General features: G+C 56.9%; 25 protein-coding genes and 1 tRNA gene. 16 read left to right on the top strand and 10 right to left on the bottom strand.

All coding sequences use genetic code 11. From position 1 onward, the window contains the following. The first annotated feature begins 673 nt into the window (after positions 1-673). The 7 genes from PMA3_RS01050 to PMA3_RS01020 all read left to right on the top strand — a co-directional run bounded on the left by PMA3_RS01050 (position 674) and on the right by PMA3_RS01020 (position 6,831). The gene (locus PMA3_RS01050) at positions 674-1,753 is read left to right on the top strand and encodes a hypothetical protein (RefSeq protein ID WP_064675436.1); all 1,080 of its coding nucleotides are present in this window, start codon (positions 674-676) and stop codon (positions 1,751-1,753) included. A 77-nt stretch (positions 1,754-1,830) separates the two neighbouring features. Then, positions 1,831-2,622: a TSUP family transporter gene (locus tag PMA3_RS01045; protein ID WP_064675435.1), complete on the top strand. Its 792-nt coding sequence runs from the start codon at positions 1,831-1,833 to the stop codon at positions 2,620-2,622. A gap of 315 nt (positions 2,623-2,937) precedes the next feature. After that, entirely contained in the window at positions 2,938-3,420 is a 483-nt protein-coding gene (locus tag PMA3_RS01040) for a hypothetical protein (protein ID WP_064675434.1), read from the top strand. Between the two features lie 395 nt (positions 3,421-3,815). After that, entirely contained in the window at positions 3,816-4,895 is a 1,080-nt protein-coding gene (locus PMA3_RS01035) for a PDDEXK nuclease domain-containing protein (protein ID WP_064675433.1), read from the top strand. 48 nt (positions 4,896-4,943) lie between these two features. Continuing rightward, on the top strand, positions 4,944-5,918 hold the full coding sequence (locus tag PMA3_RS01030) for an alpha/beta hydrolase family protein (RefSeq protein WP_064680592.1): 975 nt from the start codon (positions 4,944-4,946) through the stop codon (positions 5,916-5,918). Positions 5,919-5,955: 37 nt separating this feature from the next. After that, positions 5,956-6,372 (top strand): hypothetical protein, encoded by a 417-nt coding sequence (locus PMA3_RS01025; protein ID WP_064675432.1) that lies wholly within the window; start codon positions 5,956-5,958, stop codon positions 6,370-6,372. Positions 6,373-6,378: 6 nt separating this feature from the next. Then, positions 6,379-6,831, top strand: coding sequence for a hypothetical protein (locus PMA3_RS01020; RefSeq protein WP_064675431.1), 453 nt, complete (start codon positions 6,379-6,381; stop codon positions 6,829-6,831). A gap of 75 nt (positions 6,832-6,906) precedes the next feature. Here PMA3_RS01020 and gabP read toward each other — a convergent pair whose 3' ends face one another. Further along, on the bottom strand, positions 6,907-8,298 hold the full coding sequence (gene gabP / locus PMA3_RS01015) for a GABA permease (RefSeq protein ID WP_064675430.1): 1,392 nt from the start codon (positions 8,296-8,298) through the stop codon (positions 6,907-6,909). A gap of 562 nt (positions 8,299-8,860) precedes the next feature. Here gabP and PMA3_RS01010 point away from each other — a divergent pair. The 7 genes from PMA3_RS01010 (at position 8,861) to PMA3_RS00980 (ending at position 14,808) form a co-directional block, all read left to right on the top strand. After that, entirely contained in the window at positions 8,861-9,634 is a 774-nt protein-coding gene (locus tag PMA3_RS01010) for an ABC transporter ATP-binding protein (RefSeq protein ID WP_064675429.1), read from the top strand. Positions 9,635-9,647: 13 nt separating this feature from the next. Next, positions 9,648-10,394, top strand: coding sequence for an ABC transporter substrate-binding protein (locus PMA3_RS01005; protein ID WP_064675428.1), 747 nt, complete (start codon positions 9,648-9,650; stop codon positions 10,392-10,394). 78 nt (positions 10,395-10,472) lie between these two features. Continuing rightward, the gene (locus PMA3_RS01000; RefSeq protein ID WP_064675427.1) at positions 10,473-11,168 is read left to right on the top strand and encodes an ABC transporter permease; all 696 of its coding nucleotides are present in this window, start codon (positions 10,473-10,475) and stop codon (positions 11,166-11,168) included. After that, positions 11,165-11,854 (top strand): ABC transporter permease, encoded by a 690-nt coding sequence (locus tag PMA3_RS00995; RefSeq protein WP_064675426.1) that lies wholly within the window; start codon positions 11,165-11,167, stop codon positions 11,852-11,854. Before PMA3_RS01000 ends, PMA3_RS00995 begins: the two co-directional genes overlap by 4 nt. Then, positions 11,835-13,064 (top strand): methyltransferase, encoded by a 1,230-nt coding sequence (locus PMA3_RS00990; protein WP_064675425.1) that lies wholly within the window; start codon positions 11,835-11,837, stop codon positions 13,062-13,064. Before PMA3_RS00995 ends, PMA3_RS00990 begins: the two co-directional genes overlap by 20 nt. A gap of 297 nt (positions 13,065-13,361) precedes the next feature. Further along, positions 13,362-14,603, top strand: coding sequence for a nucleoside deaminase (locus PMA3_RS00985; protein ID WP_064675424.1), 1,242 nt, complete (start codon positions 13,362-13,364; stop codon positions 14,601-14,603). Positions 14,604-14,732: 129 nt separating this feature from the next. Beyond that, a tRNA-Thr gene (locus PMA3_RS00980) sits at positions 14,733-14,808 on the top strand. Between the two features lie 65 nt (positions 14,809-14,873). Here the strand turns inward: PMA3_RS00980 and PMA3_RS00975 are convergent. The 3 genes from PMA3_RS00975 to PMA3_RS00965 are packed head-to-tail and all read right to left on the bottom strand — an operon-like array spanning position 14,874 to position 16,502. After that, on the bottom strand, positions 14,874-15,584 hold the full coding sequence (locus PMA3_RS00975) for an SDR family NAD(P)-dependent oxidoreductase (RefSeq protein ID WP_064675423.1): 711 nt from the start codon (positions 15,582-15,584) through the stop codon (positions 14,874-14,876). Positions 15,585-15,627: 43 nt separating this feature from the next. Next, positions 15,628-16,284, bottom strand: a complete 657-nt coding sequence (locus PMA3_RS00970) for a DsbA family oxidoreductase (RefSeq protein WP_064675422.1) — start codon at positions 16,282-16,284, stop codon at positions 15,628-15,630. Further along, positions 16,281-16,502, bottom strand: a complete 222-nt coding sequence (locus tag PMA3_RS00965; RefSeq protein ID WP_064675421.1) for a tautomerase family protein — start codon at positions 16,500-16,502, stop codon at positions 16,281-16,283. Before PMA3_RS00965 ends, PMA3_RS00970 begins: the two co-directional genes overlap by 4 nt. 220 nt (positions 16,503-16,722) lie before the next feature. Here PMA3_RS00965 and PMA3_RS00960 point away from each other — a divergent pair, with 220 nt between their 5' ends. Further along, complete coding sequence (locus PMA3_RS00960; RefSeq protein WP_064675420.1) at positions 16,723-17,046, top strand: helix-turn-helix domain-containing protein; 324 nt, start codon at positions 16,723-16,725, stop codon at positions 17,044-17,046. A gap of 53 nt (positions 17,047-17,099) precedes the next feature. Here PMA3_RS00960 and PMA3_RS00955 read toward each other — a convergent pair whose 3' ends face one another. Continuing rightward, positions 17,100-17,285 carry a hypothetical protein gene (locus PMA3_RS00955; protein WP_064675419.1) on the bottom strand — a complete coding sequence of 62 codons (186 nt, stop codon included), beginning with the start codon at positions 17,283-17,285 and terminating at the stop codon, positions 17,100-17,102. 321 nt (positions 17,286-17,606) lie between these two features. On the opposite strand from PMA3_RS00955, the gene PMA3_RS00950 reads away from it, so the two are divergent. Then, positions 17,607-17,900: a DUF3077 domain-containing protein gene (locus tag PMA3_RS00950; protein ID WP_064675418.1), complete on the top strand. Its 294-nt coding sequence runs from the start codon at positions 17,607-17,609 to the stop codon at positions 17,898-17,900. A gap of 65 nt (positions 17,901-17,965) precedes the next feature. On the opposite strand, the gene fic is transcribed toward PMA3_RS00950, so the two are convergent. The 5 genes from fic to aguB form a co-directional block, all read right to left on the bottom strand. Continuing rightward, positions 17,966-19,090, bottom strand: a complete 1,125-nt coding sequence (gene fic, locus PMA3_RS00945) for a protein adenylyltransferase Fic (protein ID WP_064675417.1) — start codon at positions 19,088-19,090, stop codon at positions 17,966-17,968. 343 nt (positions 19,091-19,433) lie between these two features. After that, a complete protein-coding gene (locus tag PMA3_RS00940) occupies positions 19,434-20,720 on the bottom strand; it encodes an OprD family porin (protein WP_064675416.1) in 1,287 nt (428 codons plus the stop codon). Between the two features lie 523 nt (positions 20,721-21,243). Beyond that, positions 21,244-21,456, bottom strand: coding sequence for a hypothetical protein (locus tag PMA3_RS00935; RefSeq protein WP_064675415.1), 213 nt, complete (start codon positions 21,454-21,456; stop codon positions 21,244-21,246). Positions 21,457-21,700: 244 nt separating this feature from the next. Further along, positions 21,701-22,807, bottom strand: a complete 1,107-nt coding sequence (aguA, locus tag PMA3_RS00930; RefSeq protein ID WP_064675414.1) for an agmatine deiminase — start codon at positions 22,805-22,807, stop codon at positions 21,701-21,703. Positions 22,808-22,812: 5 nt separating this feature from the next. Further along, positions 22,813-23,691 (bottom strand): N-carbamoylputrescine amidase, encoded by an 879-nt coding sequence (gene aguB, locus PMA3_RS00925; RefSeq protein WP_064675413.1) that lies wholly within the window; start codon positions 23,689-23,691, stop codon positions 22,813-22,815. Positions 23,692-23,978: the final 287 nt, after the last annotated feature.

The raw sequence follows: 23,978 nt of genomic DNA, 5'->3' as shown, positions 1-23,978 counted from the left end.
TGCATAAGGGGCACTGCTACGCCACGGTGATCATGGATTCCGATCGCAAGCGCATGTTATGGGATGCACTCAAGGATATTGGGTATGTGCCCAGCGTTTGAGAGGCCTGGAAACGCTGGAGAGCATGGCAGGGACTGGTTATGGAAAGCGGCCTGCAATCTCCCAAGCGCTTCGTCCAACCCTCAGGAAGTATTTAAGAGGCATCTTGGTTAGCGCTCGGATCGCCCTGCACACAAGTCTTCTGGAAGGGATATCAATAGATTCTCTTCTTCAATAAAATCATCACGGTTGTATTTTTATGAAACAACCAAAAATTTGCCGCCCGTTATTTTGATGATAGGCTCTCCCGGCTTTTTAGTAAATCGTCTATCTATTATAGATCGGACTTCAGGGAGATTTAAATCACACCCATAATAGTAGTTGATGAAGGACAAGCTTTAAGTAAAGAGCCTCCACTGTTGTTTCAAGTCGCCAAAATATCGGTACCAAACATTACTGGGCATTCAACGACGCTTGGACTGTCGCGTTACAGCTCCCTGCGCACACCTAAAATATTTAATCCTCTACCCATTCGACAGCGGTCCAGTGCTTCCTCTCGAAGCGAGATGCATTATCGAAACAGCCAACCGCCCTCATTAAAAAAATAAGGGGCCGATACAACATGAACATCACAATGATGGAAGCAATTAAACAACGTATCGAAACCGCCGAGTCTTTTGCTGAACAGGAAGTCAGAACATTCAGCTTTGATACTCAACAATCAAAATTGCTTCACAGATACTCTGAAGAACTGGCTGCCATTGGCGGACCGCAAGCCTCGGGAGCCAAGTCCAAAGCTTATCTGGCCGCCACAGAGTTAAAATTCTCATTCTCGAAGGATCAATGCGAACTGCTTGGCGCTTATTCCGATGGTCTTGTTTCTCTACTGATTTTTGATGGATTACAAAAGATCACCGATACCCGTCCACCCGATGAACTTCCGGACCTGGCATCCCTGGAAAGTCGACATGATGTCCTTTGCCTAGCCGCCCGCAATCAAATTTTGTTGAAGCTGGTGGATAACAGCTCCTTTGCTTACGACATGGACAACGAAGGAAAACTGGTTCGACTGGTGGCAAACTTCAAGGGTGGCGGACTGACCAAAATCCCTGCCGAGCCGGACATCAAGGAACTGAGCTCCCACTCCGGCCTGGCGCTCGGCCCACATACCGAAGCGCCTTACTGGTGCGCCGTAAACGCGCAAGACGGGCACTCCCCCTCACCATCGTCGCTTATACTCTCGGCCCTGTGGAACCCAAGCCTGGAACCGACCTCCGTAATTCCGCTTCCACCCGTACTGCAAAAAATCGGAGTAACCAACTGCCTCGCGCTGACCACAGGGAATTTTCAGTTCACCCGCAGTGACTCCTTCGTCAGTGGCAAGGGAGAGGATGGTCGTAATGTTTCGATTCTGGAGTTCGATGACAAGGTCGGTTTCGCGGCCCGCTTCAATTCATACCGTTTTTCGGTCAACGACAACGCCTCGAATTTTGTCAAAACGGCATACGCCGCCCTTTGCCAGGGTGTAGGCGAGGCAACTCCAGTCGAGTACACGCTGACGCAAGAGTCGGCGATGGTTATCAATAACATCCGGGCCTTGCACTGCCGCGATGTCATCAAAGACAACAGACGTGTTCTGGTTCGCATTTTTGGGCTGTCGAAATTTTCTTCTCCTATTGTTATTTCAGAGGACCCCTTGCGGCTGCAGGGCTGATTTTTGTTACACATTCAGACAGTTGGATGGACAGTCATGTGGATGAACTGCCCAATAATTACAAATGAGGGAATTGGATGTCTTGGGATGTAATTGGCATGTTGGCGCTCGTCGCATTTTGCGCCGGTTTCTTTGATGCGATTGCAGGTGGTGGTGGACTGATAACCTTGCCTGCACTGTTTTTGGCTGGGGTAGACCCCATCAGTGCGATTGCAACGAACAAGTTCCAGGCCGCTTCGGCAACTATTTCGGCAACTGTAACCTTTGCTCGCAAAGGACTGATCGAGTGGCGCGAAGGCCGATTCCTGGTTATCTGCGGATTTATTGGCGGCGCCAGTGGTGCCTTGCTGGTCAGTTCTATTGATAAGCGCTATCTGGAAGTTTGCGTGCCCATTATGCTGATTCTGGTGGCCATCTATTTTGCGTTCTCTCCAAAGCTGGCCAATGAAGATCGGCGCAAGAAAATCGGTATCATGCTTTTTTCGTTTACCGTGGCCCCCATCCTGGGCTTTTACGACGGTATATTTGGCCCCGGTGTAGGCTCCTTCTTTATTGTCGGGTTTGTCCTTCTCTGCGGCCTCGGCATGATGCGGGCCATGAGCTTTACCAAACTTGCCAATGCCTCATGCAATCTGGGCTCTCTGTCGGTCTTCATTACCAAAGGTGTGATTATCTGGCCGATTGCCATAGCCATGGCGTTAGCAGCCTTCATCGGCGCTCAATTGGGGGCACGAGCCGCTGTTCGGGTCGGTCCACGGTTGATTAAACCCATGTTGATCGTGGTCTGCTGCGCTTTGGCCATCAAGCTGCTGAGCGTGGAAACCAACCCATTGCGTGTTGCGGTTATTCACTCTTTGGCTTCGTTATGATCACCGGGTGGCGGTGACCAGCGCACGCACAACCTCCGTCTCCTTGAGAAAGCCTGCCTGCTGAACGAGCTTTACGGGGTGAGACGCCAAATTACTAGCCCTGCAACCAACGGGTTGTATCCGCCTCTGACACCAAATACCGAAAACCCTGAATCGCAAGATTCAGGGTTTTTTTATGCCCGGGATTAAGCAAGCCCTGGCACCACTGAATATTCCTACATCCGCCACGTCCTTTTCCTTCCAGTCGTATCCAAGCCTTCATACATCGCTTCAGGATGTGTCTCATGGAGTGTCCGCCCTTACAAAGCGAAACTAATGCAGCAGCAAATTTGCCTGCATTTCAAAGTAAGGAAACAGTTCTTGAATACGCTTTTGAAGTTCCTCGCTCTGTCGACCATCATTGCCACAGCCAGCGGCTGCGTCAGCTACAACAACAGCCAGCCATCCTCGCCGATCGACAGTACCGTCAAAGCAGACCTGAAAGCGGACATCGCTGTCGGTGACGCCATCTCCGGCCAGTCTTCGGTCAACGTCCTGTTCGGCTTCCTAAAGTTTGGCGGTGATTCCCAGTTCGCCGATGGCGTCAGCTATGGCGGCGAGAGCGGTGGCTTGGGTAGCCTTGGCCTGGATCCCGTCAGCGCAGTCAAATCGGCAGCGGCCTACAAAGCGGTCAAATCTTCCGGCGCCGACCTGATCGTCGCCCCTCGCTATGAAGTGAACGAAGAAAACTACTTCATCTTCAAAAAAGTTTCCGTCACCGTAAAAGGCAACAAAGGCAACATCCGCAGCATCCGCTGACTCATCCTCCCCAAGGTGTTTCTTCAGCAAACCATCCATCGCGCTTAGGCAAACCGCAAACCCTAGCCCGCGGCACTCCGCAAACAGCCTGCTGTTTGCGGATTTGAGCGCCAACGAAATCGCTTTGTCTCAACAACGCAGCTATTCACCATCGCTCCAGTGAAAAACCAGATTGCGCGCGCCACCGCTGCCAACATCCGCTGTGTCACGCCGCTCCGCCTTGAGCACACTACGAAATGGACTACAGGCTGTATTGCTTAAGCAGGGACTGCCTTCGGAGCGATCCTGCAGTACACATCGGGTTTTCCTTCCCGATTATCAGCCGCGCCCGACATCGTCGACCTACCCGCCTCTGCAATCCTCTTCTGCCTGTTCATCCATTTGCGGAAGACTTCATGAGCGCACTCAGGCCCGATAACACTCAAGACCCCCAACTCGCCTCGCTACTTGGCAATCTTGGCGAATTGATCCGCGATGCACGTCAGAAGGTGCTGCGAGCGGTCGATACGGTCCAGGTGCAAACCTGCTGGCAGATCGGCAGGCATATCGTGGAGTTCGAGCAGGAGGGGGCTCGGCGGGCGGCATACGGCAAGCGATTGCTACCAACACTGGCGAAAGTTCTTACCACCGATTTCGGAAAAGGATTTGATGAGCGAAACCTGCGGTATATGCGCGATTTTTATCAGACCTTCCCGATTTGGAACGCAGTGCGTTCCGAATTGAGCTGGACTCACTATCGCCGATTGCTGCGCGTCGATAGCGAACACGCCCGCCATTGGTACATGAATGAATCAGCCATCCAAAACTGGTCGTCTCGCGCCCTCGAACGCCAGATCAACACCCTCTACTACGAGCGCCTGCTGACAAGCCGCGACCGACCTGCCGTCGAACACGAAGCCGCCACCCACATCCAGAACATGAAGGCACACCCACGTGATTTTATCAGAGACCCGGTAATACTCGAGTTTCTTGGAATGCCCAACGCGGGCTTGACCCAGGAAACCCATCTCGAACAGGCATTGATCCATCAGCTCCAGGCCTTCCTTCTCGAGCTGGGCAAAGGCTTTGCCTTCATCGCCCGCCAACAACGCATCAGCACTGACAGCAAAGATTTCTACATCGACCTTGTGTTCTACAACTACCTGCTCAAGTGCTTCGTTATCTTCGATCTCAAGCGCGGCGAGCTGACTCACCAGGATGTCGGCCAGATGGACATGTATGTGCGAATGTACGACGACCTGAAACGAGGAGCGGAGGATGGCCCTACCGTCGGCATCATTCTCTGCGCGCAAAAAGACGAGTCGGTGGTGCGTTATTCAGTGCTGGAAGGCAACGAACAACTGTTCGCGAGCAAGTACAAGCTAGTGCTGCCGAGCGAAGAAGAGCTGCGTGCGGAACTGGATCGGGAGCGGGCAGCCATTGAAGAGCGACTGCTCGATCAGGCACCCGGCTCGACACGGATGGATTGTCCATAAGCTGCGCGAGGACTATCGTTGGCAGCCACCCGCAAAGGTCCGAAGCCGATGAACTTGCAGGACATGCCACCGCTGGCGCCCTCTCAAATCGTGTTGTCGCCGCACACCGCCATTGCTGGCGAAGCGTTCAGGGAGCCTGCCGCAGACGGGTTCATCCTCGGCGGCTTTACTTGGCGGCACGCCCCTCAGGACATCGCGCGCCCGATCGTCATCATCAACGCCGCCACCTCGGTTCGCTGCCGACATTACTCGCGCTTTGCCGACTATCTGTTCGCCAATGGCTTCGACGTCATCACTTATGACTACCGCGGCATCGGCGAATCGCGCCCTGCATCATTAAAGGATCTGGACGCTTCATGGTCCGACTGGGGTGCGCTGGATTTCGAGGCGATGCTCAAGCGCGCTCAGCGGGAGTTCCCCGGCCAGCCCATCGATGTCGTCGGCCACAGCTTTGGAGGCTGTGCCGCGGGCCTGGGAGCCTCTGGGCACCTGATCCGGCGCCTGGTGACCGTGGGTGCGCAATTTGCTTACTGGCGCGACTATGCGCCCGCTCATCGCTGGCGGATGTTCGGCAAGTGGCATGTGGTGATGCCGCTGCTCACAAGAATCTTTGGCTACTTCCCCGGAAAACGCCTCGGCTGGCTGGAAGACACGCCCGCCGCCGTGGTTCGCGACTGGAGCACGCCCACCGCGCAGTACGAAACACGCCCCAGCGGTCGTACGATCAGCGCTAAAACCGGCGGGCTACCCTTCGCTTTAGTGACAGCCAAAACCCTGGCCATCAGCATCAGCGACGATCCTTACGGCACAATCCCGGCCATAGAACGCCTGCTCGGATACTTCAGCAACAGCACGAACACCCACCTGCGAATCGCCCCCGAAGACATTGGCGAAGAAGAAGTCGGACATTTCGCCTTTTTTCGCAGCCCATACCAAGCCACACTATGGCCCATTGCATTGTCCTGGCTGCAAAGCGGTGAACTGGCCCCCGATATCCCCGGGCGGCTAGTGCCACGCAGCTGATCGACTTGCCCACTCAACGAAATACGGAACGACGCCCATGGCCTCCGCCAACAAGCAGCAAAAACGCGCCACCCGCGCCAAAGCCAAGGCCAAGCAGAACCGCACCCAACGGGCCGCCGCGCCGGTCGAGCTGGACCCGAACGACGATCGCATCGACTTCGAGTCGGTGGACCTGACCGACCTGTTCAAAGAAATGATCGAGGCGCAAAAGATCAGCCAGCAGGCCATGTGCGCGGCCTTTCTTGAACACCCGCTGCTCGCGCTGGTGCTCGAGCAGGAAGGCGAAGAAACAGCGACCGACTTCATCATCGGCGCGTTGATCGAGTACCGCCAATGGTCCACCGAAGCGGATGAAGCCAGCGCCCTGGCGTGGATCGAATCCCCGGCCTTCCAGGCAGATTACGTGGCCGCGTCCGAAATCATCGCAGCCCAAAACCAACAGAAACCGAACTGAGTTCCCATGGCCTCCCTGAACAAGCAACAGAAACGCGCCAAACGCGCCAAGATCAAAGCCAGACAAATCAACATCCACGGCCGAAAACCTGCCGCACTGGACGATGACCTGGGCGAGATCGGCGAGCCGATCCCGGAATACACCCTGGCGATGTTCAGCAAAATGCGCGACGCGGAAGCCACCAGCCGCGACGTCATGCTGCAGACCCTGCTGTCGAACCTCGCCGACATCATCAGCGACCATCCAGACCTGCTGGACATGGAAAACGCCGACAACGAAGCCATGGCCGCCACCCACCTGGCTGCCGACATGCTGATCGACTACCGCATGTGGGCCGACGGCATGGATCGCGATGCGGCCCAGGCCTGGCTGACCGATCCACAATTCATCACCGACTTCGGCAAAGCGCTGGACAGCTATCGCCAGACGCTGGATGCGCAGGAAGAAAAGGGCGAGTAACCGCCCTCCCCTTCAAAAACAAAAACGGCCGCCTGTCATCACTGACAGCGGCCGTTTTGCGTCACAGGGTACGAATCAGTTCAGCACCACCGCACCCAGCTTCTGCAGCTTGCGACGGCGAGCCACAAGCAAACCGGTAGCCACGACCAACAGGCTCAGCAGACCGGTCGCCAGGATCTCCACGCGATGGGCTTCCTGGAACAGCATGATCGTCAGGATGCCGACGATGAACACGATCACCGCGTAGGTCAGGCCAGGGAACAGCCACATCCGGAAGGCAATCTTCTCACCGGCAATCACGCGCTTCTGGCGCATGCGCAGCTGGGAAACCGCGATCACCAGATACACCAGCAACGCGATGGCGCCGGAGCTGGCCAGCAGGAACTCGAACACCGCGGCTGGCGCCACGTAGTTGGCGAATACCGCGAGGAAGGCGGCGGCGGTGGACAGGATGACGGCCCAGTACGGCGTGCCGCTGCCATTGGTGCGCGTGGACACGGCCGGGGCATCGCCGCGCTTGCCGAGGGAGAACAGCATGCGCGAGGCGGTGTAGAGCGCCGAGTTCAGGCAGCTGGTCACGGCAACCAATACCACGATGTCGACGATCAGCTTGGCATTCGGGATGCCCATGCGCTCAAGCACGGTCTGGTAGGAACCGACAGCGGCCAGTACCGGGTCATTCCAGGGCACCAGCGCCACGACGATGAAGATCGACACGAGGTAGAACAAGCCGATCCGCCAGATCACCGAGTTGGTGGCCTTGGAAATTTGCTGGCCCGGGTTCTTCGATTCCGCGGCCGCGATGGTCACGATTTCGGTACCCATAAAGGAGAACATGGTCGTCAGCATCGCGGCCAACACCGCACCCATACCGTTGGGCAGGAAGCCCTGGGTATCGAACAGGTGGGAGACGCCGCTGACCTGGCTGGTCGGCAGGAAGCCGAAGATCGCCAGAACGCCGAGGACGATGAAACCGATGATCGCCAGGACTTTGACCAGGGCGAACCAGAACTCGAATTCACCGTAGTTCTTCACGCTGAACAGGTTGGTCACTGTCAGCAGCAAGGTGATGACCAGGGTGAACGCCCAGATCGCCACGTTGGGGAACCAGGCATGCAGGATGGTTGCGGCGGCGTTGGCCTCCAGCGGGATGACCAGCACCCAGAACCACCAGTAGAGCCAGCCGATGGTGAAACCGGCCCAGTGACCGATCGCACGATCGGCATAGGTGGAGAAGGAGCCGGTGTCCGGTGAAGCGACAGCCATTTCGCCGAGCATGCGCATCACCAGCACCACCAGGGTACCGGCGGCCGCGTAGGCCAACAGCACAGCCGGGCCTGCCGCGGCGATGGCGTGGCCGGAGCCGACGAACAGGCCGGCACCGATAACCCCGGCGATCGACAGCATGGTCACATGACGCGGTTTGAGCCCCTGTTCGAGGCCATTGGAGCTTGGGGAACTGCTCATTGAAACTACCTTTGTAAGGAAAAGCGAATGCGTACATCCCGTCGGACGTTCCTTCTTGTAAAAAGAAACCAACGGAGCGTTCCTTATTCTGCACGCAATAATTGCGCCAAAATGTTACAAACTCCCCAAATCCGGGGCCTGTAGCGAGAGTGCGAAGTTATCGCAAGTCATTGATATGCATGGCACTTCGCCAGAACGTTACCCTGCGACCCATTTCAAGAACGAAACAGCGCACCGGAAACACACTCGAAAAAGAGGTGACGCACACTAAAAGTGCAGATCCGCAACGTTTGGGCGGTTAGCGCTTCCACCTCCCGGTCAAAGCTGGCAACATCGCGCCCTTTTTTGCGGGACCCACCGCACTTTTCACGTAGAAGCAGGGTTCAAACGGTTGTTCGGTTGATAGCAGCGCGACAGTCTGCTGCACCGATGCGACAACCTGCCACACACCACCCGTTTACCGCTCGCAGCGCTGTTGGCTGCCGTTCAGACGCTATGCTAGCTTGGCCGCCTCGCCAGGAAGGCCACCAACAGCAGGAGCGAAACATTATGAGGAACGCACATGGCTGAGGCCGCGCCCGCGCTTGAAATCCGCAACTTGCACAAACGCTACGGACAGCTTGAGGTGCTCAAAGGCATCTCGCTGACCGCCCGCGACGGCGATGTGATCTCGATCCTGGGTTCGTCCGGTTCCGGCAAGTCTACGTTCCTGCGCTGCATTAACCTGCTGGAAAACCCGCACCAGGGCCAGATCCTGGTGGCCGGAGAAGAACTCAAGCTCAAGGCTGCGAAGAACGGCGAACTCGTCGCTGCCGACAGCAAGCAGATCAATCGTCTGCGCAGCGAGATCGGTTTTGTGTTTCAAAACTTTAATCTGTGGCCGCACATGAGCGTGCTCGACAACATCATCGAAGCCCCCCGCCGCGTGCTCGGCCAAAGCAAGGCCGAAGCCATCGAAGTCGCCGAAGCCCTGCTGGCCAAGGTCGGCATTGCCGACAAGCGCCACGCCTACCCCGCGCAACTCTCCGGTGGTCAGCAACAACGCGCGGCCATCGCCCGCACACTGGCGATGCAGCCCAAGGTGATTCTGTTCGACGAACCCACTTCCGCCCTTGACCCGGAAATGGTCCAGGAAGTACTTAATGTCATCCGTGCATTGGCCGAAGAAGGCCGCACCATGTTGCTGGTCACCCATGAAATGGGATTCGCCCGTCAGGTTTCCAGCGAAGTGGTGTTCCTCCACCAGGGCCTGGTAGAAGAGCAAGGATCGCCACAGCAGGTGTTTGAAAACCCGCTTTCGGCACGTTGCAAACAATTCATGTCCAGCAACCGCTAACGGAGCTACCCACATGCAAAACTACAAAAAGATCTTCCTGGCTGCCGCCGTCACCCTGGCCTTCAGCGCCGGTGCCGCCGCCGAGACCTTGAAGATGGGCATCGAAGCGGCCTACCCGCCATTCAACAACAAAGATGCCAGTGGCAATGTCGTCGGCTTCGACAAGGAAATCGGCGACGCCCTGTGCGCCAAGATGAAAGTCGAGTGCACCGTGGTCACGTCCGACTGGGACGGCATCATCCCGGCCCTGAACGCCAAGAAGTTCGACTTCCTGATCTCCTCGATGTCGATCACCGACGAGCGCAAGCAAGCGGTGGACTTCACCGACCCGTACTACTCCAACAAACTGCAATTCATCGCCAAGAAAGACGTCGACTTCAAAACCGACAAGGATTCCCTGCAAGGCAAAGTGATCGGCGCCCAACGTGCGACCCTCGCCGGCACCTGGCTTGAAGACAACATGGAAGGCGTTGACGTCAAACTCTACGACACCCAGGAAAACGCCTACCTCGACCTGACTTCCGGTCGTCTGGACGGCATCCTGGCCGACAAGTACGTCAACTACGAATGGCTGAAAAGCGACGCCGGCCGCTCTTACGAATTCAAGGGCGACCCGGTGGAAGAAAGCGACAAGATCGGTATCGCGGTACGTAAAGGTGACGAAATTCGCACCAGGCTGAACACCGCCCTGAAAGAAATCGTCGCTGACGGCACCTACAAGAAGATCAACGACAAGTACTTCCCGTTCAGCATCTATTGATCCTGACTTGCCTGACGGGCACCGTTCGCTGACGGCGCCCGTCCCTGGCATTGCCTGCCGCGATTTGAAAAGACATCCATGACTATCGATCTCTACGGATTCGGCCCGGCGCTCGCCGCTGGCGCGCTGATGACTGTGAAACTGGCACTCTGCGCCTTGTGCGTGGGGCTGGTGCTCGGTCTGCTCGGCGCCTTGGCCAAGACTTCTCCCTACAAGCCGTTGCAATGGCTTGGCGGTACCTATTCGACCCTGGTGCGTGGCATCCCGGAATTGCTCTGGGTGCTGTTGATCTACTTCGGCACCGTCAACCTGATGCGTGCCCTGGGCGAGTTTTTCGGCAACCCCGATCTCGAACTCAACGCCTTCGCCGCCGGGGTGATTGCGCTGGGGCTGTGCTTCGGCGCCTATGCCACGGAGGTGTTCCGCGGTGCGATTCTGGCGATCCCCAGAGGTCACCGTGAAGCCGGCATGGCACTGGGCCTGTCGAAGTTTCGCATCTTCACCCGGCTGATCATGCCGCAGATGTGGCGCATCGCCCTGCCGGGTCTGGGCAACCTGTTCATGATCCTGATGAAGGACACCGCACTGGTGTCGGTCATCGGCCTGGAAGAAATCATGCGTCACGCACAGATCGGCGTGACCGTGTCCAAGCAACCGTTCACCTTCTACATGGTGGCCGCCTTCATGTACCTGGGCCTGACCATTCTGGCCATGACCGGTATGCACTTTATGGAACGACGCGCCGCTCGCGGCTTCGCGAGGAGCACCCAATGAACTGGGAAGTCATCATCAAGTGGCTACCGAAACTGGCCCAGGGCGCGACCCTGACCCTCGAGTTGGTAGCTATTGCCGTGATCGCCGGGTTGTTGCTGGCGATTCCGCTGGGCATCGCCCGTTCTTCGCGACGCTGGTACGTGCGGGCAATTCCCTACGGCTACATCTTCTTTTTCCGTGGCACGCCGCTGCTGGTTCAGCTGTTCCTGGTCTACTACGGCCTGGCGCAGTTCGACGCGGTCCGTAACAGCTCCATGTGGCCGTATCTGCGCGATCCGTTCTGGTGCGCCACCGCGACCATGACCCTGCACACCGCCGCCTACATCGCCGAGATCCTGCGCGGTGCGATCCAGGCGATTCCACCGGGCGAGATCGAAGCGGCGCGGGCGCTGGGCATGTCCCGGGCCAAGGCGCTGTTCTACATCATCCTGCCCCGGGCCGCGCGTATCGGCCTGCCGGCCTACAGCAACGAAGTGATCCTGATGCTCAAGGCCAGTGCCCTGGCGAGCACCGTGACTCTGCTGGAACTCACCGGCATGGCCCGCACCATCATCGCCCGGACCTATCTGCCGGTGGAGATCTTCTTCGCCGCGGGCATGTTCTACCTGCTGATGGCTTATGTGCTGGTTCGCGGCTTCAAGCTGCTGGAGCGCTGGCTGCGCGTCGATGCCTGCCAGGGGCGCTGATGCCCGCGTGCTGACGGGCGAGGACTTGCTCGCCCGTTTCGCGGCGCTGGATGCGTTTCTGGTCGAGCACCAGGCGCTCTGGAAACCTCGGCCGTTTACTCATCTGCAACTTCCCTGGGAAACGTCCTACCCGGAGTTGGCGCTTTGGCTACGGACGCGGTCGCTGGAAGAGGCGGAAAATAGCCATAACCAACCCTGTTTGCTGGATGCGCCGGAGCCGTTTGCAACCCTTGCACGATTGTCCCTTGATCTGAGTGCGGTAGGCGAATTGCCGGCCCATGCGCTTGAAACGGCCGGACATCGCCTGAATGTCGATGTGCCAGGGCGTAAATGGCAGCAAATTGAAGCGTTCGCCAGTCGGCTCGCCTTTGCCTCTCCCCCGCGACATTGGCTGGACTGGTGCGCTGGCAAGGGCCATTTGGGGCGACGCTTGCTGCGACCCGGCCAACAACTCACCTGCCTGGAATACGACCCGGCACTGATCGCCAGCGGCCAGGCCCTCAGCCAGCGCCATCAACTGCATGCGCTTCATGTCGAGCAAGACGTACTCGCGCCGGGTGTCGCCGCCTTATTGAATGCGGAAATCACGCCAGTAGCGCTGCACGCCTGCGGTGATCTGCATGTGCGCCTGATGCAGCTCGCCAGTACCGCAGGTTGCAAACAGATGGCCATCGCGCCCTGCTGCTACAACCGGATCAGTGTCAGCCAGTATCAGCCGTTATCCGTCGCGGCCCAGGACGCCAACCTGCGGCTGTCACTCGATGATCTTTCGCTGCCGATGAGCGAAACCGTCACCGCTGGCGCCCGCGTCCGACGCCAGCGCGACACCTCAATGGCCCGACGCCTGGCCTTCGACTTGCTGCAACGGCAACTGCGCGGCATCGACGAATACCTGCCCACCCCTTCCCTGCCCAGTGCCTGGCTGGATAGATCCTTCGCCGAATACTGCCATCATTTGGCCGCGCTTAAAGACTTATCCACAATCGGACAGCAGGACTGGTCAGCCCTGGAGGCGGCCGGATGGCAGCGGCTGACCGAAGTGCGCAACCTGGAGTTGCTGCGCGGACTTTTCCGACGCCCATTAGAACTGTGGCTGAACCTCGATCGGGCACTTTTCCTCTCCGAGCAGGCATACACCGTTCGCCTTGGCACCTTCTGTGAAACCGCACTCACGCCGCGCAATTTCCTGCTTCTCGCAGAGCGCTCATAAACGCCTCAGCCTGTGGATAACTCTGTGGATGAAGTTTTCATGGATCCAATATATCCGGCTGTTTCGGGACTGAAACACAACTGTTCAAATTTCGTACACCCGTAAAAAAACCTGTAAAACAGGCATTTGCGAGCAAACGAGAACGGATCCGCAATTTTGCCTCTAAACAGGTGCAGGAAAGATCCCGTTGTGCATAAGCGCTACGTCAAATGAACATAACCACCCCGCAAATCCTCAACTATCTTTGCCAAGCGCCAGAATTGTCTGACGCTCAATCAGCAAGGAGCTGGGAAAAACATGAGCACATTGAACAGTGCACAGGAAGCCGTCGATACCGTCGCCAACCAGGCCATCGAGGCGGCGCTGCAGCAAACCTTCGCCGTGGGCGGCGCCATCATCAACAATGCCACCGGTGAAGTCATCGCCGCGCTGCATAACAACGTGCTGATGCCCTTTCCCGGCAGCGGCACCACCTACTTCCTGCCCCATGACCCGACCGCCCACGGTGAACGACAACTGGTGGACTGGTACTACGAAAACGTCGCGCCACTGAACCTGCCGCCCCCCAGCCAATTGACCGTCGTCACTACGCTGGACCCGTGCGCCATGTGCGCCGGTTCGCTGCTGACCGCAGGCTTCAACGTCGCCGTCAGTGCGATCGATGACTACGCCGGCATCAACTACAACAGCCAATTCAACTTCCCGTCGCTACCGCCGCAGATCCGCCAACAGGCGCAAGACACTTGGGGCTATTACGCGATTGCGGCGCCGGTCAGCCGCGCCTATCAGGGCTCCAACAGGCCGGTGTTCGGTGGCGAGACCATCGATTCGGCGGCCTACTTCCTCACCAGCTCGATCTTCTCCGCCAGCGTCAACACCGTGCGCGAAGCCAGCAACAACAGCGGCCTGCCGCCGGATCAACTGCAAAACCCGGCAAACCTGCCGGCCAACAGCAAAGTGCGCCAGGCACTGACCGCACTGAGCCCGTGCGCCCTGACCGTCCAATCCGCCAACCCCCGCGACCCCGGCGCAGAACTCGCCCCGGCGCTATTGAAGACCGCGCAGCAAGGCACGGTATTCAACTCGGTAGCCCTCATCGACCCGTTCGGCAACCTGCTGGTGTGCCAGGCCGGCGTCGAAAATCTGTCACCGATTCGCACCGCCTTCATGGAAACCACCCGCAACTACGCCCTCCTGCGCTGGACCCTGATGAACGACCCCGACCCGACCGTTCGCGCCCAGGCCGAGCAATACCTGACCCATCCGAAGTACGGCACCTTCGTCTTCCTCTACGCCCCCGACCCCACCACACCGCAGGCCGTGATGACCTTCGGCGCCTACGGCTCGACCATGGAAGGCCCGGTGCCACAGAGCTATCCGTCCAACCTGCAATACGTCTTGCTGCCGGGCAACACCACCGCACAAACCTTGTCGACACTGGCCCAGAACCTGCCGCCGTTCTACACCCAAAGCGTGCAAGTGGCGCCCGCGCAGGTGCTGAGCCAGGACCTGATCAACGCCGTCAAGAACGGCGTCTGAGGCGTTAAAGCAATTGCCTTGGCCAGTCCCGCGCAAGCACTCGCGGGCCTGGCCTGACGCCTGCGCAAAAATAGTCTGAATTCAGGGGTTTACAGAACCATTCCAATCGCTATAATCGTCGCCCAACACGCCGGTATAGCTCAGTTGGTAGAGCAACTGACTTGTAATCAGTAGGTCCCGGGTTCGACTCCTGGTGCCGGCACCATACAAAACAAAGCCCTCGTAGAAATACGAGGGCTTTGTTGTTTCTGGGGTTTGGAAAATCAGATCTCAGTGACCCGCGCTCTGCCCACCATCAACGTGCAGAATTTCACCGGTAACAAAATTGGCACTGTCCAGATACACAACCGCCTGAGAAATGTCACTGATCTCACCCATGCGTCCAACCGGGTGAAGATTCCCCAGCACCTCATGAGTTTCTTCACCATGCATCGGCGTCTTGATGATGCCAGGAGAAACCGCATTCACCCGAATCCCGCGCTTGGCGTATTCGATGGCCAACGATTTGGTTGCCGCGTTCAGGCCACCCTTGGTCAGCGAAGCCAGTACCGATGGCACACCGTCGATGGCGTGGTCCACCAGGCTCGTGGTGATGTTCACCACGTGACCGCTGCCTTGTTTCTCCATCTCGGTAATCGCGAGTTGAGTGATGTAGAAGAAGCCATTCAGGTTCACCGAGAGCACATTGGCGTAGTCTTCAGCAGTGTATTCGGTGAATGGCTTGGCGACGAAGATCCCGGCGTTGTTGACCAGGGTGTCGATGCGGCCGAAACGTTCGATCGTTTCACGGATCACTTGCTGGGCGACTTCCGGGTTGCCGATGTCGCCCGCCACGGTGAGGATATCCGGGTCGGTAGACGGTTTGATCGAACGTGAGGTGGCGACGACCTTGTAGTCCAGATCACGGAAAGCCTTGACCATGCCTGCGCCGAGACCTTGAGAGGCGCCAGTGATAACGATGACTTTTTTCGAATTGCTCATGATGAACCTCTACTCATAAATGATGGTTTGAAAACACAAGTAATCAGGCTTCAGCGGGGACCTTCGCCATTTGTCTCAACATCTGTTCGTAGTACTCGACCGACTGCGAACCGGACACCAGATGACGACCGTTGAGGATCATGGCCGGTACCGAATTGATGCCGTGCTGGTGGTAAAACGCTTCAAGCTCACGCACTTCTTTGGCGAACGCTCCGGACGCCAACACCTCTTGAGCCGCCGCCGCATCCAGTCCTGCTTCAGTGGCCAGACGAACCAGCGTCTCGCGATCGCTCGGGTTCTGGCCGTCGGTGAAGTAAGCGCGCAACAGGATCTTCTTGAGTGCGACCTGCCGCCCTTCCTGCAGCGCCCACACCATCAGCCGGTGAGCATCGAACGTGTTGTAGAAGTGCGTGCGCTTCTCCAGATCGAACGTGAAACCGATGGTCGCGCCACGTTCGATCTGCATCGCCTTGCCAGCGGCGACGTCTTCGGCGGTGCGCCCGTATTTGCGCATCAAGTGCTCGACCGCTTTCTCGCCTTCCGCCGGCATGTCCGGGTTCAACTCGAAGGGCTTGTAGGTCAGCTCGACCGAAACTTCACCCGCCACCTTCTCGATCGCCTGCTCCAGTGCCGTTGCACCCAAGGCGCACCAAGGGCACACCACGTCGGAGATGAAATCGATGGAGACCGACGGCGTCACGACTTGCCCTCCCCTTCAGCCAGTTGCTTGCGGTATTGGGTGGTGGTGATGCCGGCGTAGCCCCAGTTATCGGTGTCGACTTCTTCGATCACGATGTGGGTCAGGTGCGGATCCTTTTTGAGCACGCGTTCCAGTGTTTCAGTGATTTCAGCGATCACCTGAGCTTTCTGCTCAGAGGTAACGCCATCGCGGGTGATGCGTACGCTTACGAAAGGCATGAGGAAGATCTCCAGTGACCTGCTCATCGGGGTGATGGGTAGGTGTTGGAGCTCAATGTATGAGGTTGGCTGCGGGGGATAAAGATGGGGGCGGGAACATCATTAGTTACTTGGTGTAATGGATGCTGTCGCGCAAGCACTACTCGTTTGCCTATAAAGGATCAATCGAATAGCCTGCATTTATCGAAAATTTTAGATAACTCAAAGGAGTGAGACATTCATGGCCATTCAATTTTTCGACAGTCCATTCCATGTCACGCATGGAAAAGAAGTCGCCAGTAAAATCGCGCTGAAGATGGAGCTTTCGGTGTTCATCACTGACTGCATCAAAACCCTTGGTCTTAACCAGAGTGCGGCCGCAACCAGGTTGAACGTGACCCAATCACGCATTTCAGAGCTCACCACTGGGAAGATCGAGAAATTCACGATCGATGCAATGATGGACATGCTGGATAAACTGGGCTTTCGCGCCACTTTTACATTGCCGTCCAACGATGCCGGGGCCACGCCTCAGATCGTTATTTCACAAGCTAACGCCTGCTAGATGTTGTACGACTTTACTGTAGGACTCAGCCCCTTCTGATGTAGTCCGTTTTGTTACGTGTCGCATTTTTTCAATTTCTGCGACACGTTATGAGCACGTGTCGCAGACGACGACATGTTTGGGTCAAATCGCTCCTGCATTAATGGCCTAACCTCAGCGATAGGATGGGCTTGGCGCTCATTCATTTCGCGTACAGATTCCAATAAATCCTTTTGAAACTGATCCAGTTCAACGTCCATTCCTGATATCTCCTTCAGCAAGTCGACTAGGCCATCAGCAGGCCTTTGGGTTATGCAAACTATGGCTGGCCAATAATTATTGCCCAGGCATAAAAATCACTCAGGTCTCCAACCCACGCCACCACCTAGCCACGATTGCGCATCCATCTCCCTCAAGCTACCTTCAGTCCGTCGCTGCCAATTCAGCGACCGGGCCTGAGAACTCGAATCGATGCAGGAACCAATCGGAGTTCTCGTTATGAATATCTGCAATCCACTGCAAATTCTCGCTACTGGTACAAAGGCTCACGTCCACAACCGTCCAAAAAGCGGAGGTGCACAATGACCAACCCCCAAGACCTGAAAACCATCGGCCTCACCCACTTCTCCTACCACGCCAACGAACCGCTGTTCCGCATCAACGCCGGTGTCCCAGTCATCCAGGCCCTCTCCCACGCCTCCGACCTGCTCCATGTCGCCAAGCTTCTGGCATCAGACGCCGCCATGGTTCGCGACACCGACCGGCATGCCTGGGCGTCGCATTATTTGCAGGATATGAGCAAGGCGATCATCGATGATGTGGTGAAGGTGCTCGACGCACCATGTAACAACCGAGCCAGCAACCTCGCTCCATAGGCGAATCGCATGTATGAAAAAGCCCCGAATTGATCGGGGCTTTCTGGAGTTCAACAAATCACCTCTCAACCAACGTAATGCCTGAATTCGTTGCTGTCGCGAATGAGTAATTGCATCAGCTTCGGATGGATAAAAAGCTTCTCCTTGCCCACCTGAATCTCTTCCAATACGCCAATCTCTACCAGATCTTTCAGGTAACGAGATGCAGCCTGACGCTGAGCAATTTTCTTTTCGACCACATTGCTGATACGGCAATAAGGCTGCTCGAAAATCACATCCACCAGTTCGCGCGTGTAGGTTTTCGGCAGTTGCTCACGCACAAACTGCATGGTGTGTTCGGACAATGCACGGATGGCCGCAATCTTGGCCGTCGTCCAGCGAGCGGTCTCTTCTACCGCGCTTAGCATGAACAACAGCCATGGTTCCCAGGCTTGTTTGGTCGTAACTTCCAGCAAGAGCCGGTAGTAATCGGCACGGTAGGCAATGATGTAGCGGCTGAAGTAGAGGATCGGCAGGTTCAGGAGGCCTTCCTGGATCAAAAACAGGGTGTTGAGGACCCGTCCTGTACGACCGTTCCCGTCGATAAAGGGATGGATCGCTTCAAACTGATAATGCCCGACAGCCATGCGAACCAGGGGATCGAGCTCGGTTTCGTTGTGAAGAAAGCGCTCCCAGTTGGCGAGAAGGTCGCGCAAGTGCTCCTCCCCTTCGGGCGGGGTGTAGATGACTTCACCGGTGCGGTCATTCGCGAGCTGAGTGCCTGGCGTGCGGCGGATATCCAGTTTCACGCCTTTCAGGGTGCGGCAGATTTCTACGGCGGTGTTGGTGGACAACGGGCGTTGGGCCAAGGATAGAAAGCCTTGGTTCAGCGCTGTTCGATAACGCAATGCTTCCTTGGTCGCCGGGTCCGCATGGTTTTCAGTATCTTGAGCATGCTGGAACAGTAAGTCCGTGGTAGTGACGATACTTTCTATTTCCGAGCTGTCTTTGGCTTCCAGCAGGGGAATGGTATTGATCAGGACCGTTTGGTTCGGAATCAGCTCTGCTGCCTGTTTCAACTCGGCCAGCGCGGTGCGTGCCTCAATGCATTTTTTGAGGACTGCACGTGTTTCCAGCTCGATTGCTGGCGGTAGCAGCGGCAGTTGGTTGTAGGGCCTGTCGGCCTGCCATGGCAGAAGCGGTTCGGTCATGGATGCGTTCCTGATCATTTTGTATGTTTTTTGAGCAGAGAGAGGCTTCACTCATGTCGCCAGTGTAGACATGAGGCCTTAACGTGTCGCAATTTTCCACTTTTTGCGACACGTCTTGGGAACATGTCGCCGCGGACGACATGTTGGCGACACGTGTTACCGAAACGGGATTTTGACGACATGTGCGCTGTGATCACTTTTGGTAGGAGCCCGGCTTGCCGGTGATAGCTAGGAAATTTCTGACAGCGCCGAGCTCTGAATCGCACCCACAAAAAAGCCCCGAACCAATCGGGGCTTTTTTCTTCCTCAGCCTTGAATCAGGCCTCGATACCGCAACCGATCATCAGAAAACGTTGATCGGATAATCCACAAACACCCGTACTTCGTTGCCGCTGACGTTGTATTCGCTGGATTTCTGCGACACGCGCAGGACCGAGCTGCGCAGTCTCACGCTCAGGTCTTTGGCCGCGCCGCTTTGCACGACGTACTTGAACTGGTTGAAGATTTCGCGCTCGGTGCCGCCTTCGCTGGTGGACGTGGTGATGTTGCTGCCACGCACATAGGCGACGTTGTAGGTCAGGCCTGGAACACCGAAGGTGGTGAAGTCGAGACCGTAGCCCAGCTGCCAGCTGCGTTCGTCTTCGGCGTTGAAGTCGGACCAGTAGGAGTTCGCCAGGTAGATGGTGTTGCCGCCATCGCCGACGCGACCTTGACCTTTCTGGTAGCCGCCGTAGGGGTAGCCCAGGTTGCTGTCGCCCGTGCTGCGCTGATGCGCGAGGGTGAACGAGTGTGGACCGGTGGCGAAGGTGGCGGCCAGACTCCAGATCTTGTTGTCATCGCCGGTGGCGCCGCTTTCGCGGACGTAGGAATCGTCCAGCTTGGTGCGGTAGCCATTGAAGTCGAGGCTCAGGGACTGATCCTTGTCGATCGGGAACGCATAGTTGGCGTTCACGTATTGCTTCTTCAGCACGTCTTCGACGTCGGAGGCGTACAACGCTGCCTTGAACTGCTCGGTGAACTGGTAGCTACCACCCAGCACGTTGATCGATTTCAAGCCACCGCTGTCACGGCCCTCCGCGCTTTTGCGCGATTCGGCGGTGAAGCGACCGGCGTTCAGCTCCAGGCCCTTGATCTCCTTGGAGGTGATCAGGGTGCCGGTGTAGCTTTCCGGCAGCAGGCGCGAGTTGTCGTAATTGAGCACCGGCAGAGCCGGCATCTGGTCGCCGTAGGTCAGCGTTGTGCTGGAGAGACGGAATTTGACCGCCGCCCCACCCTTGGACAGGTCATTTGCCGCGCTGCCGCTGTCGCCCTTTTTAAAGAAGTCGATACCCTGTGCGCCGCTGCGACCTTTGCCGCCATCCAGACGCAATGCGTACAGGCCGAAAGCATCCACGCCCACACCCACGGTGCCTTGGGTGAAACCGGACGAGAAGGTACCTATGGCCGCTTGGCCCCATTCGGCTTTGTCCGGGTTGCCGTCTTTGTAGTCGCGATTCATGTAGGCATTGCGCAGCAGCACTTTGAGGCTGCTGTCTTCAACAAAACCCTTGGATTCGGCCTGGTCGTTAGCCATGGCCTGTGTGGCACTCAACATCCCCAGAGCGATCAGGCTGATTCGCTTGTTCAACATTTTGTTCTTTTCCTTATTACGGGTTGGTACGCGCTGTGTCCAACGGCTGAAATGGCGCTTTTGCGCTCTTTTTTCACCTTAAAACAATAAGGCCCGCCCACGACGAGTCGCGGCGGGCCTTATTGTAATTTTATGAGTCATGGCGGTTAGCCACAGGCGTTGGGCGAATCGTAGCCGCGCCGTCAACAGTGTGTCAATTTCATGAATCGTCTGTGAATAGGCGGAAATCGTCGAAGAAAAGATTTATCTGCGGTGACTGTCTGTCCGATTTAAATCGTTTTACCTTCAACGCAGTCGTGCCGATCAGTCATATAAAGGGTTACAAACTATCTATTTGAAAATATGTATTTGGCAACGACTACAGCGCAGATCCCTCCGGGTGAACCACGTACTCCGGGCTGACGTGATCTATAACGTCTAAGATCAACGTCGATCACAGATAAAAACCACACCCTAAAAACTTCTCACCCATAAAAAAGCGCCGCCATCCCGGCAGCGCTTTTATCAATCCTTTGTTGTTCTTTTATCCTTCCATCACATCCCACAACGCTTCCAGCTCCGCTTCGCTGAACAAACCAGCGGGGTAGCGCTCGATCATCGTCCGGCGCGGATCAGTGTCTTCGATCGAACGCATTCCATTGGACTTCAACCAGTGCGCCAGGATCTGGAGCGATTCGCTGTTTACCGCCAGGGGATGCAACGCCCGCTCGCCCACTACATTCACTTCGGCGTTCATTTCCACGCGCTCTCCTGGTTCGTGAGCGGCTAACTTATCCAAGGTTTATGACAGAACATCGCAGCCCTCCCCTCCTTGATTTACAACAGAAAAGATACAAGAGCTGTGCCAAGGTCTCGGACTCATCGATGGGCGGAGACAAAAAAGCCCGCAGTCCTGATGGGCTGCGGGCTCGTTGCCAGGCGCCGGGGAAAATGCCTAGCCTGGTCGATTTGGTATGTAACTCAAGCTGTTACAACCGCACTCACTCCTGGTGTGGGGCAGGCTGTTGTTGGGTAAGGCAGTGGATATTGCCGCCACCCAGTAACAGTTCGCGACCCGGTACCATCACCACTTCGTGCTGTGGGAACAGCGCCTGCAACAGCTCTTTTGCCGGGCCATCCAATGGATCGTCGAAACTCGGCGCGATGATGCCACCGTTGACGATCAGAAAGTTCACGTAGGAACCGGCCAGTCGAACCGTCGGATTACGTTCCTGAGTGCCGTCCACCGGATCGACACCCGCGCACTCTTCTTCGGTCGCATACAGTGGCCCCGGAATCGGCATCTTGTGCACCGTGAATGGGCGACCCTTGGCATCGGTGCTGCCTTGCAGCACTTTCATGGCGGCCTGGCAGCGCGGGTAGTTCGGATCTTGCGGGTCGTCGGTCCAGGCCAACAGCACTTCCCCCGGACGCACGTAGCAGCAGAAGTTATCCACATGACCATCGGTTTCGTCGTTGAACAACCCGTCCGGCAGCCAGATGATTTTATCCACAGCCAGATTCGCGCTGAGCACCGCTTCTATTTCTGCGCGGCTCATGTGCGGATTGCGGTTGCGGTTGAGCAAGCATTCTTCAGTGGTGATCAGCGTACCTTCGCCATCGACATGAATCGAGCCGCCTTCGAGCACGAAGCCCTCGGTACGGTAGCGCTGGCTGCGCTCGATCTCGAGGATCTTGCCACCGACCTGCGAATCACGATTCCACGGCGAATACAGGCCACCGTCGAAACCGCCCCAGGCGTTGAAGTCCCAGTTCACTCCACGGACTTCGCCGCTGTCATTGATCACGAACGTCGGGCCGGTGTCGCGAACCCAGGCGTCATCGCTGGACATCTCGACCACACGAATATTCGGTACGTCGAGACGGGAGCGAGCGTTTTCGTACTGGCCGGCGGACACCGCCACGGTCACCGGTTCGAAGCGCGCGATGGCTTTGGCCACCGCTACGTGAGCGGCTTGCGCCGGCTTGCCGCCCAGGCGCCAGTTGTCCGGGCGCTCGGGCCAGATCATCCAGGTCTGGGTGTGTGGTGCCCATTCGGCCGGCATGTAAAAGCCATCAGCGCGAGGGGTGCTGTTCAAAGTGGTCATGGCGATCAGGACTCCAGGGAACCGTCGAGGGTTTTCAGCGCGCCATACAGGTTTGGGCGACGATCACGGAAAGACCCCCACGCGCTACGGATATGCTCAAGCTCGTCGAGGTCGAAACTGTGCACCAGAATACCTTCTTCGGTTTTGTCGAGCTCCTGAACTTTTTCACCAAACTGGTTGGCGATGAACGACGAGCCGTAGAACGTGATGTCGTAGCCGTCCTGCTCTTCGTTGCCGATTCGATTGCTGGCGATCAGCGGCATCAGGTTGGCGCCGGCATGGCCTTGTTGCACACGCTGCCAGTGGTCACGGGACGAAATGGTCTTGTCGTGTGGCTCGCTGCCGATGGCGGTCGGATAGAACAGGATTTCCGCGCCTTGCAGCGCCATGCTGCGGGCGCATTCGGGGAACCACTGGTCCCAGCAGATACCCACACCGATTTTCGCGTAACGGGTGTTCCAGACTTTGAAGCCGGTATCACCCGGATTGAAGTAGTACTTTTCGTGATAGCCAGGGCCGTCCGGGATGTGGCTTTTACGATAAATCCCGAGATTGCTGCCGTCGGCATCGATGATCGCGATGCTGTTGAAACGTGCGCGACCCGCCAATTCATAGAAGCTGATCGGCAACACCACTTGCAGTTCCCTGGCGACTTTCTGGAAATGCTTGATCGCGACATTGTCTTCAACGGTCGTCGCCAGTTGCAGGTAATCCGGGTTCGGCTTCTGGCAGAAGTACGGAGCCTCGAACAGCTCCTGGATCAGGATGATCTGCGCGCCTTTGGCCGCAGCCTCACGGACCAGCTTCTCGGCGGTCTCGATGTTGGCTTCAAGGTCCCAGGAACAAGCCATCTGGGTAGCGGCGACGGTAACGATACGGCTCATGAATCGGCTCCTGAGCAAATGCTTGAAGGTCGAGTGTGGCGTCGACCGATGACAGAAATGGGAGCACCGGGTGTGGCGAGGCACACCGGGGCGACGACGACTTTATATCCGATAAATATCGGCTTTAAAAGCCATATCACTTCCTTCCGTCTTTTTATCAGGAAAATAAACCGATAATAATCGACTTACACATCTCCCCTGTAGGAGCGAGCTTGCTCGCGATGGCCGTCAACGATAACGCGTGTTTTCTGCTTGAACGCGGTGCCTTGGCGTTTTTCGCTGGCAAG

It is taken from the genome of Pseudomonas silesiensis, from assembly GCF_001661075.1.
Lineage (GTDB): Bacteria > Pseudomonadota > Gammaproteobacteria > Pseudomonadales > Pseudomonadaceae > Aquipseudomonas > Aquipseudomonas silesiensis.
Note: the sequence above shows the minus strand (reverse complement) of the source record. Positions and strands in the feature narration are given on the sequence as shown.

Excerpts from the sequence above, each read along its gene's own strand:
- PMA3_RS00940 (WP_064675416.1), bottom strand. The coding sequence starts at position 20,720 with ATGTTGAACAAGCGAATCAGCCTGATCGCTCTGGGGATGTTGAGTGCC.
- PMA3_RS00965 (WP_064675421.1), bottom strand. The coding sequence starts at position 16,502 with ATGCCTTTCGTAAGCGTACGCATCACCCGCGATGGCGTTACCTCTGAG.
- aguB (WP_064675413.1), bottom strand. The coding sequence starts at position 23,691 with ATGAGCCGTATCGTTACCGTCGCCGCTACCCAGATGGCTTGTTCCTGG.
- PMA3_RS01050 (WP_064675436.1), top strand. The coding sequence starts at position 674 with ATGATGGAAGCAATTAAACAACGTATCGAAACCGCCGAGTCTTTTGCT.
- PMA3_RS00990 (WP_064675425.1), top strand. The coding sequence starts at position 11,835 with ATGCCTGCCAGGGGCGCTGATGCCCGCGTGCTGACGGGCGAGGACTTG.
- PMA3_RS00975 (WP_064675423.1), bottom strand. The coding sequence starts at position 15,584 with ATGAGCAATTCGAAAAAAGTCATCGTTATCACTGGCGCCTCTCAAGGT.
- PMA3_RS00955 (WP_064675419.1), bottom strand. The coding sequence starts at position 17,285 with ATGGACGTTGAACTGGATCAGTTTCAAAAGGATTTATTGGAATCTGTA.
- PMA3_RS01005 (WP_064675428.1), top strand. The coding sequence starts at position 9,648 with ATGCAAAACTACAAAAAGATCTTCCTGGCTGCCGCCGTCACCCTGGCC.
- gabP (WP_064675430.1), bottom strand. The coding sequence starts at position 8,298 with ATGAGCAGTTCCCCAAGCTCCAATGGCCTCGAACAGGGGCTCAAACCG.
- PMA3_RS01045 (WP_064675435.1), top strand. The coding sequence starts at position 1,831 with ATGTCTTGGGATGTAATTGGCATGTTGGCGCTCGTCGCATTTTGCGCC.
- PMA3_RS00985 (WP_064675424.1), top strand. The coding sequence starts at position 13,362 with ATGAGCACATTGAACAGTGCACAGGAAGCCGTCGATACCGTCGCCAAC.
- aguA (WP_064675414.1), bottom strand. The coding sequence starts at position 22,807 with ATGACCACTTTGAACAGCACCCCTCGCGCTGATGGCTTTTACATGCCG.
- PMA3_RS01025 (WP_064675432.1), top strand. The coding sequence starts at position 5,956 with ATGGCCTCCGCCAACAAGCAGCAAAAACGCGCCACCCGCGCCAAAGCC.
- PMA3_RS00960 (WP_064675420.1), top strand. The coding sequence starts at position 16,723 with ATGGCCATTCAATTTTTCGACAGTCCATTCCATGTCACGCATGGAAAA.
- PMA3_RS01020 (WP_064675431.1), top strand. The coding sequence starts at position 6,379 with ATGGCCTCCCTGAACAAGCAACAGAAACGCGCCAAACGCGCCAAGATC.
- fic (WP_064675417.1), bottom strand. The coding sequence starts at position 19,090 with ATGACCGAACCGCTTCTGCCATGGCAGGCCGACAGGCCCTACAACCAA.
- PMA3_RS01000 (WP_064675427.1), top strand. The coding sequence starts at position 10,473 with ATGACTATCGATCTCTACGGATTCGGCCCGGCGCTCGCCGCTGGCGCG.
- PMA3_RS01035 (WP_064675433.1), top strand. The coding sequence starts at position 3,816 with ATGAGCGCACTCAGGCCCGATAACACTCAAGACCCCCAACTCGCCTCG.
- PMA3_RS01040 (WP_064675434.1), top strand. The coding sequence starts at position 2,938 with ATGCAGCAGCAAATTTGCCTGCATTTCAAAGTAAGGAAACAGTTCTTG.
- PMA3_RS01010 (WP_064675429.1), top strand. The coding sequence starts at position 8,861 with ATGGCTGAGGCCGCGCCCGCGCTTGAAATCCGCAACTTGCACAAACGC.
- PMA3_RS00995 (WP_064675426.1), top strand. The coding sequence starts at position 11,165 with ATGAACTGGGAAGTCATCATCAAGTGGCTACCGAAACTGGCCCAGGGC.
- PMA3_RS00935 (WP_064675415.1), bottom strand. The coding sequence starts at position 21,456 with ATGAACGCCGAAGTGAATGTAGTGGGCGAGCGGGCGTTGCATCCCCTG.
- PMA3_RS00950 (WP_064675418.1), top strand. The coding sequence starts at position 17,607 with ATGACCAACCCCCAAGACCTGAAAACCATCGGCCTCACCCACTTCTCC.
- PMA3_RS01030 (WP_064680592.1), top strand. The coding sequence starts at position 4,944 with ATGAACTTGCAGGACATGCCACCGCTGGCGCCCTCTCAAATCGTGTTG.